The organism is Gymnodinialimonas sp. JB5-7 (genome assembly GCF_055693405.1).
The window spans coordinates 90,164-104,060 of the sequence record NZ_JBVFUX010000007.1 but is presented as its reverse complement, the minus strand read 5'-3'; the positions used below and the strand labels follow the sequence as shown (position 1 = coordinate 104,060).

The 13,897-nt window shown below is 51.7% G+C and carries 20 protein-coding genes and 2 pseudogenes; 12 read left to right on the top strand and 10 right to left on the bottom strand.

What is annotated here, in order from left to right; all coding sequences use genetic code 11:
* Positions 1-3: 3 nt before the first annotated feature.
* The 3 genes from ACZ1HK_RS06860 to ACZ1HK_RS06850 all read right to left on the bottom strand — a co-directional run bounded on the left by ACZ1HK_RS06860 (position 4) and on the right by ACZ1HK_RS06850 (position 1,723).
* Positions 4-498: a hypothetical protein gene (locus ACZ1HK_RS06860; RefSeq protein ID WP_472628070.1), complete on the bottom strand. Its 495-nt coding sequence runs from the start codon at positions 496-498 to the stop codon at positions 4-6.
* Positions 473-802, bottom strand: a complete 330-nt coding sequence (locus ACZ1HK_RS06855; RefSeq protein WP_472628069.1) for a helix-turn-helix transcriptional regulator — start codon at positions 800-802, stop codon at positions 473-475. Before ACZ1HK_RS06855 ends, ACZ1HK_RS06860 begins: the two co-directional genes overlap by 26 nt.
* Before the next feature lie 387 nt (positions 803-1,189).
* Positions 1,190-1,723, bottom strand: coding sequence for a DUF3768 domain-containing protein (locus ACZ1HK_RS06850; RefSeq protein ID WP_472628068.1), 534 nt, complete (start codon positions 1,721-1,723; stop codon positions 1,190-1,192).
* A 180-nt stretch (positions 1,724-1,903) separates the two neighbouring features.
* Between ACZ1HK_RS06850 and ACZ1HK_RS06845 the strand changes: the two genes are divergently transcribed.
* The 8 genes and pseudogenes from ACZ1HK_RS06845 (at position 1,904) to ACZ1HK_RS06810 (ending at position 6,017) form a co-directional block, all read left to right on the top strand.
* A complete protein-coding gene (locus ACZ1HK_RS06845; protein ID WP_472628067.1) occupies positions 1,904-2,254 on the top strand; it encodes a helicase HerA-like domain-containing protein in 351 nt (116 codons plus the stop codon).
* Positions 2,232-3,125, top strand: coding sequence for a type IV secretory system conjugative DNA transfer family protein (locus tag ACZ1HK_RS06840; protein WP_472628066.1), 894 nt, complete (start codon positions 2,232-2,234; stop codon positions 3,123-3,125). Before ACZ1HK_RS06845 ends, ACZ1HK_RS06840 begins: the two co-directional genes overlap by 23 nt.
* Before the next feature lie 140 nt (positions 3,126-3,265).
* Positions 3,266-3,793 carry a recombinase family protein gene (locus tag ACZ1HK_RS06835; protein WP_472628065.1) on the top strand — a complete coding sequence of 176 codons (528 nt, stop codon included), beginning with the start codon at positions 3,266-3,268 and terminating at the stop codon, positions 3,791-3,793.
* A pseudogene (locus ACZ1HK_RS06830) lies at positions 3,793-3,942 on the top strand (recombinase family protein); the annotation flags it as partial. The gene ACZ1HK_RS06835 and the pseudogene ACZ1HK_RS06830, both read left to right, overlap by 1 nt.
* A gap of 82 nt (positions 3,943-4,024) precedes the next feature.
* Positions 4,025-4,351 (top strand): recombinase zinc ribbon domain-containing protein, encoded by a 327-nt coding sequence (locus ACZ1HK_RS06825; protein WP_472628110.1) that lies wholly within the window; start codon positions 4,025-4,027, stop codon positions 4,349-4,351.
* Positions 4,302-4,862, top strand: a complete 561-nt coding sequence (locus ACZ1HK_RS06820; RefSeq protein WP_472628064.1) for a hypothetical protein — start codon at positions 4,302-4,304, stop codon at positions 4,860-4,862. Before ACZ1HK_RS06825 ends, ACZ1HK_RS06820 begins: the two co-directional genes overlap by 50 nt.
* Before the next feature lie 21 nt (positions 4,863-4,883).
* Positions 4,884-5,114, top strand: coding sequence for a hypothetical protein (locus tag ACZ1HK_RS06815; RefSeq protein ID WP_472628063.1), 231 nt, complete (start codon positions 4,884-4,886; stop codon positions 5,112-5,114).
* A 45-nt stretch (positions 5,115-5,159) separates the two neighbouring features.
* Positions 5,160-6,017: a nucleotidyltransferase domain-containing protein gene (locus tag ACZ1HK_RS06810; RefSeq protein WP_472628062.1), complete on the top strand. Its 858-nt coding sequence runs from the start codon at positions 5,160-5,162 to the stop codon at positions 6,015-6,017.
* 14 nt (positions 6,018-6,031) lie between these two features.
* On the opposite strand, the gene ACZ1HK_RS06805 is transcribed toward ACZ1HK_RS06810, so the two are convergent.
* Positions 6,032-6,334 carry a hypothetical protein gene (locus tag ACZ1HK_RS06805; protein ID WP_472628061.1) on the bottom strand — a complete coding sequence of 101 codons (303 nt, stop codon included), beginning with the start codon at positions 6,332-6,334 and terminating at the stop codon, positions 6,032-6,034.
* Between the two features lie 53 nt (positions 6,335-6,387).
* On the opposite strand from ACZ1HK_RS06805, the gene ACZ1HK_RS06800 reads away from it, so the two are divergent.
* Both ACZ1HK_RS06800 and ACZ1HK_RS06795 read left to right on the top strand, forming a co-directional pair.
* Positions 6,388-6,693 carry a Cap15 family cyclic dinucleotide receptor domain-containing protein gene (locus ACZ1HK_RS06800; RefSeq protein WP_472628060.1) on the top strand — a complete coding sequence of 102 codons (306 nt, stop codon included), beginning with the start codon at positions 6,388-6,390 and terminating at the stop codon, positions 6,691-6,693.
* A gap of 733 nt (positions 6,694-7,426) precedes the next feature.
* A complete protein-coding gene (locus tag ACZ1HK_RS06795) occupies positions 7,427-7,762 on the top strand; it encodes a VOC family protein (RefSeq protein WP_472628059.1) in 336 nt (111 codons plus the stop codon).
* A gap of 38 nt (positions 7,763-7,800) precedes the next feature.
* On the opposite strand, the gene ACZ1HK_RS06790 is transcribed toward ACZ1HK_RS06795, so the two are convergent.
* From ACZ1HK_RS06790 to ACZ1HK_RS06780, 3 genes and pseudogenes are all read right to left on the bottom strand, one after another.
* Positions 7,801-9,330 (bottom strand): Rab family GTPase, encoded by a 1,530-nt coding sequence (locus ACZ1HK_RS06790; protein ID WP_472628121.1) that lies wholly within the window; start codon positions 9,328-9,330, stop codon positions 7,801-7,803.
* Between the two features lie 30 nt (positions 9,331-9,360).
* Positions 9,361-9,486: pseudogene (locus ACZ1HK_RS06785) on the bottom strand (hypothetical protein); the annotation flags it as partial.
* Positions 9,425-9,976: a hypothetical protein gene (locus tag ACZ1HK_RS06780; RefSeq protein ID WP_472628058.1), complete on the bottom strand. Its 552-nt coding sequence runs from the start codon at positions 9,974-9,976 to the stop codon at positions 9,425-9,427. The gene ACZ1HK_RS06780 and the pseudogene ACZ1HK_RS06785, both read right to left, overlap by 62 nt.
* Before the next feature lie 167 nt (positions 9,977-10,143).
* On the opposite strand from ACZ1HK_RS06780, the gene ACZ1HK_RS06775 reads away from it, so the two are divergent.
* A complete protein-coding gene (locus ACZ1HK_RS06775; protein ID WP_472628057.1) occupies positions 10,144-10,686 on the top strand; it encodes a hypothetical protein in 543 nt (180 codons plus the stop codon).
* Positions 10,683-11,222 (top strand): adenylyltransferase/cytidyltransferase family protein, encoded by a 540-nt coding sequence (locus tag ACZ1HK_RS06770; protein ID WP_472628056.1) that lies wholly within the window; start codon positions 10,683-10,685, stop codon positions 11,220-11,222. Before ACZ1HK_RS06775 ends, ACZ1HK_RS06770 begins: the two co-directional genes overlap by 4 nt.
* A 464-nt stretch (positions 11,223-11,686) precedes the next feature.
* Here ACZ1HK_RS06770 and ACZ1HK_RS06765 read toward each other — a convergent pair whose 3' ends face one another.
* The 3 genes from ACZ1HK_RS06765 to ACZ1HK_RS06755 all read right to left on the bottom strand — a co-directional run bounded on the left by ACZ1HK_RS06765 (position 11,687) and on the right by ACZ1HK_RS06755 (position 13,885).
* Positions 11,687-12,304 (bottom strand): tyrosine-type recombinase/integrase, encoded by a 618-nt coding sequence (locus ACZ1HK_RS06765; protein WP_472628055.1) that lies wholly within the window; start codon positions 12,302-12,304, stop codon positions 11,687-11,689.
* A gap of 137 nt (positions 12,305-12,441) precedes the next feature.
* Complete coding sequence (locus ACZ1HK_RS06760; protein ID WP_472628109.1) at positions 12,442-12,840, bottom strand: Arm DNA-binding domain-containing protein; 399 nt, start codon at positions 12,838-12,840, stop codon at positions 12,442-12,444.
* A 472-nt stretch (positions 12,841-13,312) separates the two neighbouring features.
* Positions 13,313-13,885, bottom strand: coding sequence for a recombinase zinc ribbon domain-containing protein (locus ACZ1HK_RS06755; protein ID WP_472628054.1), 573 nt, complete (start codon positions 13,883-13,885; stop codon positions 13,313-13,315).
* Between the last annotated feature and the right edge of the window lie 12 nt (positions 13,886-13,897).

Here is a 13,897-nt window from a genome sequence, read left to right as displayed (position 1 = left end):
ATCCTATCCCATTGCCTTTGCAAGGTGCTGAGTTGGTGCACGCAACACCTGAAGGGCCAGCACAACCGCTTCAAAAATCACGGTAGAGTGGGGTTCATTGTCGTAAAACTGCGGGCGCTCCGGTTTCCAAGGTGCGAGGGCCGGGAAGCGACCAATCAGGTGTTCCGCCTCCAGGTACTTCGTTCTGAAATGCCGCTCACGGACAATTGTGACGTGCAACACCGAGCGTTTTGCCAAAACCTTTCGGATCGCCGCCAAAAGCAGCACAGACTTGCCGCGCTTCTTGGATTTTGGGGTCAGGTCCTCTGACACCACGGCATCCGGGGCGAGTTCTTCGAGCCAGCCATTGAGAGAGTTAGCCAAATCGGCCTCAGAACTGGCTGCTTTGCGAGAAACAGCCCAGTCCTTGAGCCGCTCTCCTTCGAAAAACGCGTACCCGACGCGTCCGCTCATCACGGCAAGCGAAAGCAGCCTAAGTGCCATAAGCAGCGGGTTCATCCAGTAAGTTCTGTTCGATCCGATCAAGCGTATGGCGTCGCTGCCGGAACGCAGCGTGATTACTGATGGTGACGGGAAGCTGCGGCAGACCTGCCCGTACCGTTGCACGTGCCGTTTTTAGCCGCTCCGCGAAATAGGACTCAAAGGTCCGGTTGTAGATGACGGAAAGGCGCAAGATGTCGTCGAGCGACGGATGACGCCGTCCCTTTTCCAGGCGTTGTACGTATTTGCGGCTGCGGTTCATGAGCGTCGCGCAGTCGTCCTGACTGAGCCCCGCGACCTTTCGGGCGAGACGCAGGTCCAAGGCAAATTGTGTGAGCATATTATGATGATGTTATTGGCTAATGCCGCATCATGGTATGCGCCGCATAACAGTCATTCTAGGAGACGCAATGTCCCCAGTTTGTCCTTCGTGGACGGTTGCGCGCCATATGTCACCAAAGTCAGGGTTTTCCGACAAACCCATCGCCGGAAGGGGGAACCCCTTCCGGGCCTGCGGAACCCAGACCTTGGTGGCAATTACAGCGTGACCGTACCGGTCATTCTGTAGATCAGGATAGCTCTTCCAGCTACCGCAATGCTAGTCCGACCGATGCACAACCTTGCACATTGGAGAGACGTATTTGTGATGACGAACAGATTTGACTCTCCTTACAAAAAAGCCGCTCAGCCCGAAGGCTGAGCGGTCATCTCAGTACTCGCTGGCAAGCATGATGGTCAGAACGCGATGGGTTTGGCCTGGATTGGCCGGATTGGGAGACCCTGCTGATTTGGCCAAATCGTAGCAATCGATCTTCCAATAGATCTTCTCACCGTTCGCCTCGAACATCCCGAAATCGTGCTCTCCCCAGGGATCGCTCTCTGGTGGAAAATCCGAGAATGTCCTGACTGTCTCCACGATCTTCACGACCGCGTCCTGGCCCAAGGCTTCGATGCCTTGAGTGATCACAATTGATCCATTTCCGCGCGCCTCAGTCCGAAACAGATCGTTGAGTTCCGTGATGCGTTTGACGGGTTTGGCGGCGTTGCTCTCAATCCAAGTAAGCGAGACGTCGGCTTCGCAAACCTGACAATAGGCGCTCTCAAAGACCTCCTCGAGTTCCCAGAGACCATAACCTCGGTTCCAGCACGCCCAGGCGCGACGGACAACGCGTTCTGATTGGCACAAGGAGCATGTCGGAACCGTTCCGACATCCTCTTCCGCCGCTCCCAAAAGATCACCCATATCACTCTCCTTCCGATGGGTGGCCGCCGGACTTCATGTCCGACGCACCCCGCGGAAGGCGAATGCAGGTTCCAGACGCAGAGTAGCTGACGCTCCCATTGATGACACGGAGGCTTGATGCGCAAGTTCGTCACTTTCGACCGGCGTGCCAGAGAAATCTGAAACCGTCAGAATACGCGAATGAAGTCCGTCGCAGACACCTTCACGACACTGGGGATGGCCTCGGATCACTATCGAGAATTCCCCGTGGCCATCTCGCTCAATGATCGCTTGCGTCATCTTCTTGCGATTGGGCAAACGGGGACAGGAAAGACAACCTTGATCGAAACACTGATCCGTCAGGATATCGCCGCAGGGCGCGGCGTCATGCTGATTGATCCTCATGGAGATCTCGCCTCAGAACTGAACGGCTCCTTGAAGCGGGTGCACCACTATTGGGATCCCGCCGATCCGAAATGTCTGCTTGGATACAATCCAATCATCAAGGCCGGTCCAAGCTGTCCGACCCTTGATCGCAGGTGGTTTGATTGATGCGCTAAAGAAACAATGGGCAGATGCCTGGGGCGCGCGCATGGAGCACCTCCTTCGTTATGCAGTATTGGCGCTTCTGGAAACGCCAAATGCTGACATGCGCGACATCTTGCGTCTGTACCTGGACAAAGACTTTCGAACTTCGGTTTTGGCTCAAGCAACCGATCCACAAGTCCTGAGCTTCTGGCAGGATGAGTTCCGCGCCATGAATTACACCAATGCGGTCGACGGGGTTGCACCGATTGCAAACAAGATTGGTGCCTTCTTGGCTCATCCATTGGTCCGCAGAGCCGTCTGTGAGCCACAGAAACCGCTTCGTTTGCGGCAAATCATCGATCGGGGCGAGGTCTTGATTGTCAATCTCGGAAAAGGGCGGCTCGGCATCGACACAGCAAAGGTTTTGGGCGGGCTGATCCTGCCAGCACCATGCATGCTGGTTTCTCACGTCAGGTGCTGGACGAGGCATCTCGACGACCATTCATGCTATACGTCGATGAATTCCATAGCTTCACAACCGAGGCGTTCGCTGACCTCCTATCGGAAATACGAAAGTACGGCGTCGCGGTCACCTTGGCTGCAGCAATATCTCAGCCAATCCGAAGAAGCCGTCTTTTCGGCCATCATGGGTAACGTGGGCAACGCGCTCGCATTCCGCGTTGGTCCGTTGGACACGACACTGCTATGCAAACAGTTCCCTGACATTGCTGCGCAGGACATGATCTACCAACCCAATTATCGAGCAATCGCGCGGATACTGGTGGCTGGGCAGCCGCGAAAGCCCTTCACCCTCGACACCCTGCCGCCGGGGGCACCATTGGTGACGCGGCGGCGACGTGAGTTCCTTAAGCGGACAAGTAAACTCTGCGTATGACAGAAGAGGAACGAATTCAGCGCCATCTCGAGCTTTGCCAGCGTGTATACGAGCGCCTTGTGGCTGAGGGGAAATGGTCGTGGCCGGATCTCGCCAAAATCTGAAGATCTGATAGAGTCGAAGGACACAAATAACGACGTATGAAACCGTGCTTTGGATACATTCGAGTATCCACCCAGAAGCAAGGCGAGGGTGTATCACTCGAAGCACAGCAAGACGCAATCACGGTCTTTGCGAGTCGTAGCAACCTCACCATCACCAAATGGTTTGAAGAGAAGGAAACAGCGGCCAAGTCTGGCCGCCCCGTCTTCACCGCTATGCTCAAGCAACTAAAGCAGGGCATGGCCCAAGGGGTCATCATCCACAAGATCGACCGCTCCGCTCGAAACCTGCGTGACTGGGCGATGTTCAGCGAATTGCCGGATGCTGGTGTTTCGGTCTTCGTCGCCACTGAAAGCTTGGATTTCAACTCCCGAGGCGGTCGTCTCACTGCCGATATCCAAGCCGTCATCGCCGCTGACTACATCCGCAACCTACGGGAGGAATGCATCAAGGGGATGAATGGAAGGCTCAAGCAAGGACTGTACCCGTTTCGCGCCCCAATCGGATATCTCTCGACAATGGACGAGGCAAACCCAAAACCATTTGCCCGAAGACCGGGCCACTAGTGCGCCAAGCTTTCGAGCTTTATGCCACTCGCCAGTATTCATACACTGTATTGCTCGATGAACTGGAGCGGCGCGGGTTGCGCAATGTACGCGGCGGAAAGCTGACGCTCAACGGTCTCTCGAAAATACTATCCAATAAGTTCTACATCGGCCTGATATACATCCAATCGAGTGGAAAAACATACCAGGGCGTCCACGAACCACTGATCGCCGCAACCACTCCGGCAGCGGGTGCAAGACATCCGAACTGGCCGATGCGGCCCCAAAACGACGCAGCACAACCACCTGTATCAGGGGCTGTTTCGTTGCGCGCATTGCGACAACCCAATGGTGCCCGAAAGGCAGAAGGGGCGGGTTTACTACCGATGCACACGCAAAACCTGTCCGACCAAGACGATCCGCGAGGACACGCTAGAGTATTGTATCAAAGAGGAACTCAAGGCGCTGGAACTATCTGCAGAAGCGGCTGCTCAAGCGAGCAGTTGGGATGTCGATCGGACCATAGAGAATGAACTGGCGGACCCACGGGCAGGTATCGAGTCTCCAGATCAAAGATGACGAGCGCAGACTGGACAGATTGCAAGACTTGTTGCTGGACGAAAAGATCGATGTGGAAACGTACGATCAGAAAAACGGTAGCTTGCTGCTACGATTGAACAACCTGCGAGAAAGGTTAGTTGAGTTGCCCGATCCTGACGTTTTGCGCGCACAACAGCGGCAACTCGCCGAACTGCAAAATAACCTTGCATACCTTTACGAACGGGCAGACCGGGCAGAAAAGCGCATGATTGTCGAAAACGTTTGGCCGAACCGCATGGTGGCGGGAAAAAAGCCCGTGTTGGAGCCGGATTCTTGGCTTGTGAGGGCGGATTGTGATCCAACCCTCACCGAAGGTGACCCAGAGCGATATAAAGACCGAACCAGTCACGGTATCAGGGCAGAGTTAGAGTTGATCAAACCGCTTCTTGAGCTGTTGGATAACAAGAAGGATGGTAGTCCACCAAAGGTACCGCAGTGGAAGCACAATCTGAAGAACCAAACCCCGGATGGCTTGCCGGGTACAACATGATTACAGCCACTGCCATGCATAATGGCTATTTATGCCGAAAGTCAGTATAATCGCCATATGACTAAAATCATTGGAAACAACGATGGCCCCGGCGGGCGCAACGAGACATACAAAATCGGCAAACGAAAGGCCGTCCGTAGAGCAGAAGCCGTAAAGGAAGTTGAGCAAGGCAAGCATCCAGGCGCCCACGTGATCAAAATTAATGGCAAAAAGTACGTTCGCGATAACCCGGACTCTTTCGAAGCGAGATAATGTGAATCGAAATAAGTAGTTCACCACTAAATTTAGATAACACTCATGGCCGATTTAGAATCCAAATTACTAGAATGGGCGAAGCCCCCATCTGAGGCCCAGGAGGAACGTTGTTCGAACGCTGAATCAATGATTAGGAATGCAATAAAGGCGAGTCCAAAACTTGCAGGGCGAGACATCAAGGTGTTTTCCCAGGGTTCCTATGCAAACAATACGAATACTGCGCGTTTGAGCGACGTGGATGTCGGTGTGGTCTGTTATGAATCTCTGTTTTCGAGCTACCCTGCTGGCCTGTCGCGTGGCGATTTCGGGCTTTCTGCCGCAGACTACTTGTTTTCGACTTTCAAGAATGAAGTCGGTCAAGCGCTAACCGACTATTTTCGCGATGGTACTGTTACACGAGGCAATAAGGCATTCGATATCAAGGCAACCTCCTACCACGTTGAGGCCGATGTCGCGCCATTTTTTGAGCACCGCCGCTATAGCTCTTCAGGGTCCTACATAGAGGGTGTTGAACTAAGAACCGACAACGAAGATCGTCGTGTGATTAATTGGCCCGACCAACACAAAGAGAACGGAGTAGCCAAAAACAATGCCACAGGAAGGCGATACAAAAGGGTGGTTCGAATTGTTAAGTCAATCAACGATTTGACGGTCTCTCCGGTACCCGGGTTCTTGTTAGAGTGTTTGCTTTGGAATGTACCAAACCAACACCTAACCCATGCGACCTATGAGCAGTCACTTAGAGCCACTCTGATCTTTCTGCACGATCACCTCGACCAGGTCGCCTCTGATGAATGGGGCGAGGTCAGCGAGCTCAAGTATTTGTTTCGCGGAAACCCGTGGAGCAAACATGAAGCGAGGGCAGCGATAGCAGCGATCTGGAGCGAAGTTGGCTTATGAATGACGCCCTAAACCTAAAGGTCTTCATAGGGCTCGTGATTGGCTTCTTCGCTCTCGTGGTCTTTCTTGTTGGCCTGCTGGGCTTTCAGGACCTCAGCACTGTCACTGATCTCTTCCGAGCCTATTCTACGGCGTTGACCGTAACCACAGCCATGGTGGCCATTTTTCTCTGGCGTGGCTGGCAAATACCTTGGTTTCAGGGTTGGCTGGTTTTGGTACCAAACTTGAACGGATCGTGGTCGGGCGAAATCAGGCTTCAGACTGGGTTGACCCCAAAACCCACAGAACCATCTCTGCAATTCCAGCGCATCTGGCAATCAAGCAGAGCCTCTCTTAACACCGGAAACTCTGCGTCGCCAGAACTGGTGAAATGACTAGCTACTCCATTTCAGGCAGGGTTGAGCGCAGCCTGAACGACCATGTCATACGACTTGTGTACACCTATCGAAGTGAACCGAGACCTGGAGTGTCTGAACGGAGCAAAATGCATCACGGCACGTCGATCCTAGAGTTTTCCAAGAAACCGACGTGGCAACTCATTGGTCGCTACTTCACAGAGCGTTCCACAACCGGAGAGATCGATTTGACCTTTGGTTGTCGAGATCACGATGCGCCATACGACGACAAAAATCAAAGCGCATCCAATGCAACAATCGGCGGAGTAGGTTCCGGTTAAATGCTTGGACACTAGGAAGCCGTGACTCCTCGACTTCAAAGTTCTGATAGACTTCCGTCATGAACGAAGGTGAGCGAATCCAACGACATCTAGAAATCGCACAGCGGGTTTTTGAACGTCTGGTTGCTGAAGGTAGATTTGATGCGACCGAAGCCGAAGAGACTTCTGACGATGAAAGTTCGGCCTCACCGAAGGTTACATAGAAAAGAGCCTTGTTTTACGTAAGGCCGCAGAAAGTCCGCCGAACCAAAACCAGCCCCAAGAATCGAGTCTGGTTTCAGCTTTTGATGCGTCTGCGATGTATGGTGAACCAGAGCGGGATACGTACCGAACTCTCCTGTCTCTGCTTGACAAACTGCGCACTGGACAACGAGCCAATGTCGTTGGCTAGCAGTCAAAGCGTGACACTTCCATCCAGAACTGGACAGCGGATTCGTTCTCACACTCGACCTAACGAAGTGAGCCCGAGGTGATCTCAAAAAGCATCTCTCATGTCTGTGTGGTTCCGACTGTATGCCTGCGCGTATCTGAGCAAGACCTCCTTGCAATTCAGGGCAAGCCAAAGCTATCTAAACACACTGAGGGGAGTTGCATGTAGTTGCCTGGATTCGGCTTGGTTGTTATACTTTCACGGTAACCAAAAATGAGAATATGATAGTGTTTTCATACCATCACACAGCCTTGTCAGTAGCTGACATCGACAAATCTTGTGCATTCTATGAGGCTCTTTGGGATGGAGAAAGTCGCGGACTACCGACATGATGACGATAGCTTCAGAATAATTCAATTGCGGCTCGGATCCGCAATTTTGGAACTCTTCTGGTTTGCAGAAAACTCGCCACTCCCCGAACGTGCAAAGGACCTATCGCAAGACCTGAAAGTGATCGGCACCAAACACTTTGGGTTCAAAGTCGATAACCTTGAAGAAGCAGTGACCTTCCTTGAGAAAAACAGTATTGATGTCGCTTCTGAACCTCGCGTTGGCAGAACTGGAGTACGTTACCTGTTCTTCAAAGACCCCGACGGCATCCTTGTCGAAGTGTCCCAAGATGACAGAGTTTTCGACTAAGTCTCGCCCCAAGCCCCCTTCCCAGTAACTCGCCAGAGTTAGCCCAACATCCCGCTCAATACGCCTGCAAGCGAAGCAATGCTTGAAGCTGACCCTGCAACGTGGAAAGCCTCTGTAACCTTTGACCTAAGTGTTGACGGGTTGCCTTCCTCAACTGCCTTTGAAATCTCACTGGCAAGCACTGGATGACCCTGTTCCTGCAGGGCGACGACCAACTTCTGCAATGCTTCTGCTTGATCTCCGCCTAGAACAACAGCGCCATCGCCAACGGCCATGTTCGCAAAGTTGTTCAAATTGTTAATGTTAGTGGTCACTTGGATCACCTCCTTGGTTCGACTACCGCTACGAGATATGGTCTTCTCGCTATGATACAAGACTCTTGGGGCCAAGCCCCAAAACCCAAAGAGCAGTGAAAATTCTTCAATTGCTTGCCGAAAATTATCAACTAAAGTGAAGAAATGCTCATTTGATACTCTGCCTTTCGGATAGAATCTGAGCTGTGGGTTTAGGTAACCAATTTCTACCGTCGCAGAAACTTTCCTACGTCCGACTAACCAGGAGTATGTAAAATTTTGGAAGGGAGAGACATCCGCATTCCGATTTACGGATGGCAAACGCAAAATCCACGAAACTAATGTTGTGGGCACATAGTCGAGTTTTATTGACGCTTTACAGTTCTTTCTCGGCAAACGGGTGCGTAAAAGAGCACTCGAACTTGGAAGGACGATATCGCCCGACGGCTTAAAGAATCCAATATTCAACCGACGAATGAAATCCGGAACGATCTCCACACTCAGATTGGCTTTCTCAAACACGTCGTAAACTTCGACACACGAAACTTCCCCTCGTTTACTTCTTCGAGCCAATTCTTTCGAAATTTGAAACACTAGCTTGAGACCGACAATCCTTCCGCCTTCAAATTCGAAGAAAAACGGCGTAATATCGACTTGCGTGTCCTCAGAGCCTGAGCGATTTTCTTCGCCGATTTCACCCATCAACCAAGCTATGGGTATTTCTCGAACTGGCATAGTCGAAATAGCTTCGTTTAATGGTTCAATGCCGTCTGGTAATTTACATGAAATTCTGATTCCATCTCGAGAAGCCCTATGCTGACCCTCGTTTTGATCAGACTTGTTAAGAAGAAACAAGCAATTAGGAACATTACGATCCCTCTCGAAGGACGTGCTGCGAGTATCCATGGAGTCAACGACAAATGTTCTTGTAGAATACGGCAAAAACACATCTCTTATAGTCTGCGCGGTAGTTTCACCTCCAAAGTCAATAAAAACTTGCGCTGCATCTTCATTTCGCACATAATATTCGCCGACGTCGGTGTTCGATCTTTCATCGGAAAATTGATCTAGAAATACTCTCCGGCAAATGCTGGTCTTACCAGCGCCTTTTGCGCCAATGATAGTGAATATTTGGGATTTGACGTTAGCTCTCTCATCTAAAGAATATGCTCGAGACATATATCGCTTGATGGACTTTTGGCCGCCTTCTATTATCTCTGGCGGCGGTAACTGCCATGGATCTGCCCTAAGCCAAAGTGAGTCCAGAGACGGCATATCTAGAAATTCTTTTGGCAGGGAAGTTATTCTGTTTGCACTAAGTGCCAAACCTCTCAAGTTAGGGTACTTGGAGACGCAACTTGGGAAATTTCTAAGTGCGTTGCCGCTTAGGTATAGTTGCTGCAGGTTTGATTGTGAGTCTGCCAATATCATCATATTCAGTCAAGGCGTTCTCACTAATGTCTAATAATTCTAGATTTGATCCACTTGTATCAATTAGGGCGATTTCAATCGCACAATTTCGGATATTGAAATCTTTTAGCTCGTGAAGTGCGCGTAAATCTACAGGAATGCTCTGGAAATCATTCCTTCCAATGTTTAGGTCAGTCAGCCTCAAGAATTCGGCGTCTTCAAAGCTCAGGTTGGCTTGGTGGCAGTCAGTCATGCTAAGAGTTCTGAGCGATGAAAACTTTGAAGAAAACGCAACGCATGGCAAAAAGGAGTCGCTGATACTCAGTGATTGAAGGTTTGGAAAGATTGAACCGTCCACAGACAACGAATGTAGCTCCAGTCCAAATATTTCGATGCTGTTGATGGCGGAAAGCATGTCATGTGTCAGCAAAGGCGCGTCAACGATGCTTGTTCCAACGCGAATTCTAGCTTCAACTTGCTTCAAGGTCTTTAGATCAAGGTGATCTCGCATGCATGGTTTTAGCGTTAGCAAAAATCTTTCACATTTAACGCTGAATTCTGGCCGTCTTGCAATCCTAGCGGCTGACCATGAGTTGACGATGGGCGACATAGGCCTGCCGAGCACGGAGAAGTTGGTAAGCATGGCAAAAGAGTCGGGAATACCTGCGTTGGCTTTGAATGCTGGACGAGCAGCGGAACTTGCTTACTTCGACGGTGTTCATGTTGTGCTCCACTCATGGGGGGCCACGATCGACTGAGTCGAGAAAGCACGTTACGGCGACTGTAGAGCAAGCACTTAGGTTGGGAGCAACGGCAGTAAGTCTGCAGTCGAGCTTTCTTTTGAACTACGATGAAGCGGAGGTAACTGAAATTTCCCAAATGACCTTCGAAGCCCGCTCCTTTGGGTTGCCAACGCTTCTGATGATCTCCGGCGAACAGACCGAAAACCGAGATTTCTGCGATTGTGTAAAGTTTGCTAAGGAAGTTGGGGTCGATATGTTGAAGATCCCGTTTGTGCCTAAGGCTCTTCGTGCAGTTCCTGAGGACCATCCACTCATTTTAATGTCAGGCGGGAAGGCCGATGAGCATATCGACAGGCGGGTGCGTGCCGCGCTGATTGAGGGGTATTCGGGAGCTTGTATTGGCCGATCAATCTTCGAAGCAGAGTCCCCCAGAGATGTCGGAAAAGCGATTGTAAATGCGCTGCAAGAGGCACGATGAGTGACTTAGATTGGTCAATGCTCGCTGAGACACTATTGGAATCCATGAGCCTATCCGGCCCAAAGATCGTAAGTTCTCTACAAGAGCTAGTGTCAGAAATTGATGAGTATCGAGCAGAACACAGGACTCTGTTGACCAATGGTGTGTTCGATCTCTTGCATGCCGGACATGTGGATCTTTTTCGGCACGCTCGATCAATTTCAGATTTCGTAGTGGTTACAATTCCTAGTGACGCTGATGTTAGAAAACAAAAGGGAACTGGGAGGCCGATACAATCACACCAGGATCGTGCTGCACTCATTTCTTGTTTCGAGTGCGTTGACCATGTCTTGGTCTACAAGACCGGTTGTCTGGAACAGATAATCCGTTTGATCAGGCCCCACATCATATTGAAGGGGTCTGACTATAAAGGAAGGCCCGTTGTAGGAGGTAGACTATGTGACATCGCTCGGGGGCGAAGTAGTCTTTTCGGAAAGGTCTGGGCCAAGTACAAGCGGGTTAATCGCAAGGTGCATCAGCACGATGGAACCAGGTGATTGATTTTGAGGTTTATTGTTCGCCTCCAAGTTGTGACTTCAGAGCAAAACATTCTGTGAGTACTGCTTTGAGGATCAAGTGAGGATAGTATTGAAAGCGTTAGTTTCTAACCATCTGCATTTATTGGTCGGAATGGCGAGGTCCGGACTCACGACCCCTGCCTCCCGAAGGCACAGATGGCTGTTGTAATGACGTAGCGCGCTGCCACTACCTGTCTGAACAATCATTTCTGAGCCTGACCTGAGCCTAAGTGGCTCTCCTATGCCGCGAGACGTGCGCTAAGTGCCTGAAAACAAATGGAGGCGAGTACCGGAATCGAACCGGTGTACACGGATTTGCAATCGTAGCAGGCAGACTGGACTTCGTGCTTAGGCCAGAAATTCAGGGACCAATCCGAGACAATAAATCTCAGGCTCTACGTACGAGTCTTTTAGGTCATTGGTCGGGGTGGCGTGACTCGAACTCACGATCGTTGCGGCCCGGAGCCAGAACTAGGGGGCTGGCTAGTAAGAAATTCGGTCCAAGAGGAAAGCAGGGCTTTGCGCGCTTGTATGCGCTCTCCTCGTTGATATGCGCCTACCACCCCTCGATCCACCTTGTGCCCAAGGCACGCTTCCTTCACTTCAAACGTGGCATCCGTATTTTCCTCAGCCCACGACCGAAAGGTTGCGCGTAGACCATGCGGTCGGGCTTGGTATCCTTCGCGTTCCATAAATCGGCTCATTGTAGCGTCCGAAAGTGGTTTTCCGTTAGTAGATGGGAATAGCAGCGGTGACCCCTCGACCGCATGTGCCGTGTCGATCACACGCAGTGCCTCATCGGCTAAAGGAATCTTGTGTTCCTTGCCGGTTTTTGTGCGTTCGGGCGGGATAACCAGCAAGTTGTCTTGTAGGTCGTCTGTGGTAGCAAATCGTGCTTCGCCAGTTCGGCAAGCGGTCAAGAGCAGAAATCGCAATGCGTAGCATGACTGGAGGTTCTTGGTGCATAGCCATCGGTAGAATGCAGGGGCTTCCTGGTAAGGTAGGGAGGGGATGTTGGTGCGGGTGCGCCGTTGCTTTCCCAACAGTGCGCGTGCCTTCATCGTCGCTTGCAGGTCAACCTCTAGACCCAGCGCGGCTGCGTGCTTGAGCACGATACCAATTCGCCCGAGAGCTTTCTCAGCAGTCTCAGCTTTGGTAGTGCCAAATTGGGTCTAGCGTCCGTTTTAGGATGTGCTGATCAATTGTGGCGACTGGAAGCTGCCCTAGCTTTGGTACAATGTGGGTTTGAAGCGGTGATAGCCACCGTCCGGCCTTTCCGTCGCCCTTGAGTTCGGCCTGACGTGCCTTGAAGCGAGCTATCTAGGATCTCAGCAAAATTGGTTGGCTGAACGAGTAGTCGCGCCTTCTGACGATCCGCGATTGGGTCAGTGCCTTCCCGTACCTGAGCACGAGCCTGCAATGCCTTGGTGCGTGCATCTGCGATAGATACCTCGGGCCACGACCCTAAACCCATCTCACGCCGCTTCCCAGAGATAGACAATCGTAGCACCCATTTGCCCGCCTGCTGACTGCGTTTTATCAACCACAGGCCCTGACCGTCAGCGTATTTGCCTGCGGTCAGACTTTTGGCTTTCATGGGGTTCAACGTGTTGTATATCACCGCAGTCCACCTTCCGGTCCACCTATTCCAGTCCACCCTTTGGCCCACCTTTCGGGATGTAAAGGGTGGACCAGCTATGTTCAGCTATGAGCGAAGTGCTGAATAACTAGTTGCATCTAAATCAATAAAATGAGCAGCTATGAGACGCAAGGTGCGGCTGGTTCGGGTCTTCTCGACCGCACCACTTCTCACTTGAAGTGTCTCAACAGTAGCTAAAGCCTTGAAGGGCAAGGCTATTTCCGGGGTTCTAGCCCCCTTATTTCGGCAGTATCGGATGCGGTCCGGGAAGGTGAGTTTTAGGACAGCCCGACGGAGTGAGATGTTGCCAGAAGCCCATATTTTCCATGGGTTTGCGAGGAATGTGAGGGCGGGTTCTAGTTTTTCTTCCCAATTTCCTGGTGGAACCGCTTGAGCGGCGAGTTTTTCGGCCAAAACGGCCTTGCTTCGCTCATGCTCTCCGATCTTTTCCTCGTATTTTCGGATCGCTGTGGTGTTGTTCGACGCCATGATGAGCCTCCAGCAGTTTGTCAATTTCCTTGTCGAGCGAATTCATTTGCCGCTTTCTGGAGGCGATCACCTCTTTGGCCTGGGCGCTCCGGGCCTCCCAGATATGCCGGAACATGGCCGTCGCGGCCTTAACGAGGCCCTCCGTGGGTTGTAGGGTCGTGATCATCTCCCCCACATCACCCTCTAGCTGATCGCGGCGGATCGACTTGCCATAGGCCTCACAGCCCTTGGTTTGGCACAGATAGTACGGGTAACGCTTTCCCATTTTGCCGCGGGGCATAGATGATCGCAGCGGCACGTCACAACACGCGCAGACAGCGATCCCGCGCAGGGCAAAGTGATCACCGATGTTTTTCCGCTTGGGCGCCTTGGCGACCTGCTGACGGCGCTCCTGGACCTTGTCGTAGGTCGCCAGGGAGACGAGCGGCTCGTGCTGCGCCTTCAGCCAATGCAGCCCGTATCTCTCAGAGCAGATATGACCGGTATAGATTGAATGTGTCAGTATGTCGGTCACACGCTGCTGCTT

Excerpts from the sequence above, each read along its gene's own strand:
- ACZ1HK_RS06850 (WP_472628068.1), bottom strand. The coding sequence starts at position 1,723 with ATGGGTGATCTTTTGGGAGCGGCGGAAGAGGATGTCGGAACGGTTCCG.
- ACZ1HK_RS06835 (WP_472628065.1), top strand. The coding sequence starts at position 3,266 with ATGAAACCGTGCTTTGGATACATTCGAGTATCCACCCAGAAGCAAGGC.
- ACZ1HK_RS06795 (WP_472628059.1), top strand. The coding sequence starts at position 7,427 with ATGGAGAAAGTCGCGGACTACCGACATGATGACGATAGCTTCAGAATA.
- ACZ1HK_RS06770 (WP_472628056.1), top strand. The coding sequence starts at position 10,683 with ATGAGTGACTTAGATTGGTCAATGCTCGCTGAGACACTATTGGAATCC.
- ACZ1HK_RS06860 (WP_472628070.1), bottom strand. The coding sequence starts at position 498 with ATGAACCCGCTGCTTATGGCACTTAGGCTGCTTTCGCTTGCCGTGATG.
- ACZ1HK_RS06800 (WP_472628060.1), top strand. The coding sequence starts at position 6,388 with ATGACTAGCTACTCCATTTCAGGCAGGGTTGAGCGCAGCCTGAACGAC.
- ACZ1HK_RS06775 (WP_472628057.1), top strand. The coding sequence starts at position 10,144 with ATGCTGGACGAGCAGCGGAACTTGCTTACTTCGACGGTGTTCATGTTG.
- ACZ1HK_RS06820 (WP_472628064.1), top strand. The coding sequence starts at position 4,302 with ATGAACTGGCGGACCCACGGGCAGGTATCGAGTCTCCAGATCAAAGAT.
- ACZ1HK_RS06765 (WP_472628055.1), bottom strand. The coding sequence starts at position 12,304 with ATGAAGGCACGCGCACTGTTGGGAAAGCAACGGCGCACCCGCACCAAC.
- ACZ1HK_RS06815 (WP_472628063.1), top strand. The coding sequence starts at position 4,884 with ATGGCTATTTATGCCGAAAGTCAGTATAATCGCCATATGACTAAAATC.
- ACZ1HK_RS06760 (WP_472628109.1), bottom strand. The coding sequence starts at position 12,840 with ATGAAAGCCAAAAGTCTGACCGCAGGCAAATACGCTGACGGTCAGGGC.
- ACZ1HK_RS06780 (WP_472628058.1), bottom strand. The coding sequence starts at position 9,976 with ATGCGAGATCACCTTGATCTAAAGACCTTGAAGCAAGTTGAAGCTAGA.
- ACZ1HK_RS06790 (WP_472628121.1), bottom strand. The coding sequence starts at position 9,330 with ATGCCGTCTCTGGACTCACTTTGGCTTAGGGCAGATCCATGGCAGTTA.
- ACZ1HK_RS06810 (WP_472628062.1), top strand. The coding sequence starts at position 5,160 with ATGGCCGATTTAGAATCCAAATTACTAGAATGGGCGAAGCCCCCATCT.
- ACZ1HK_RS06845 (WP_472628067.1), top strand. The coding sequence starts at position 1,904 with ATGAAGTCCGTCGCAGACACCTTCACGACACTGGGGATGGCCTCGGAT.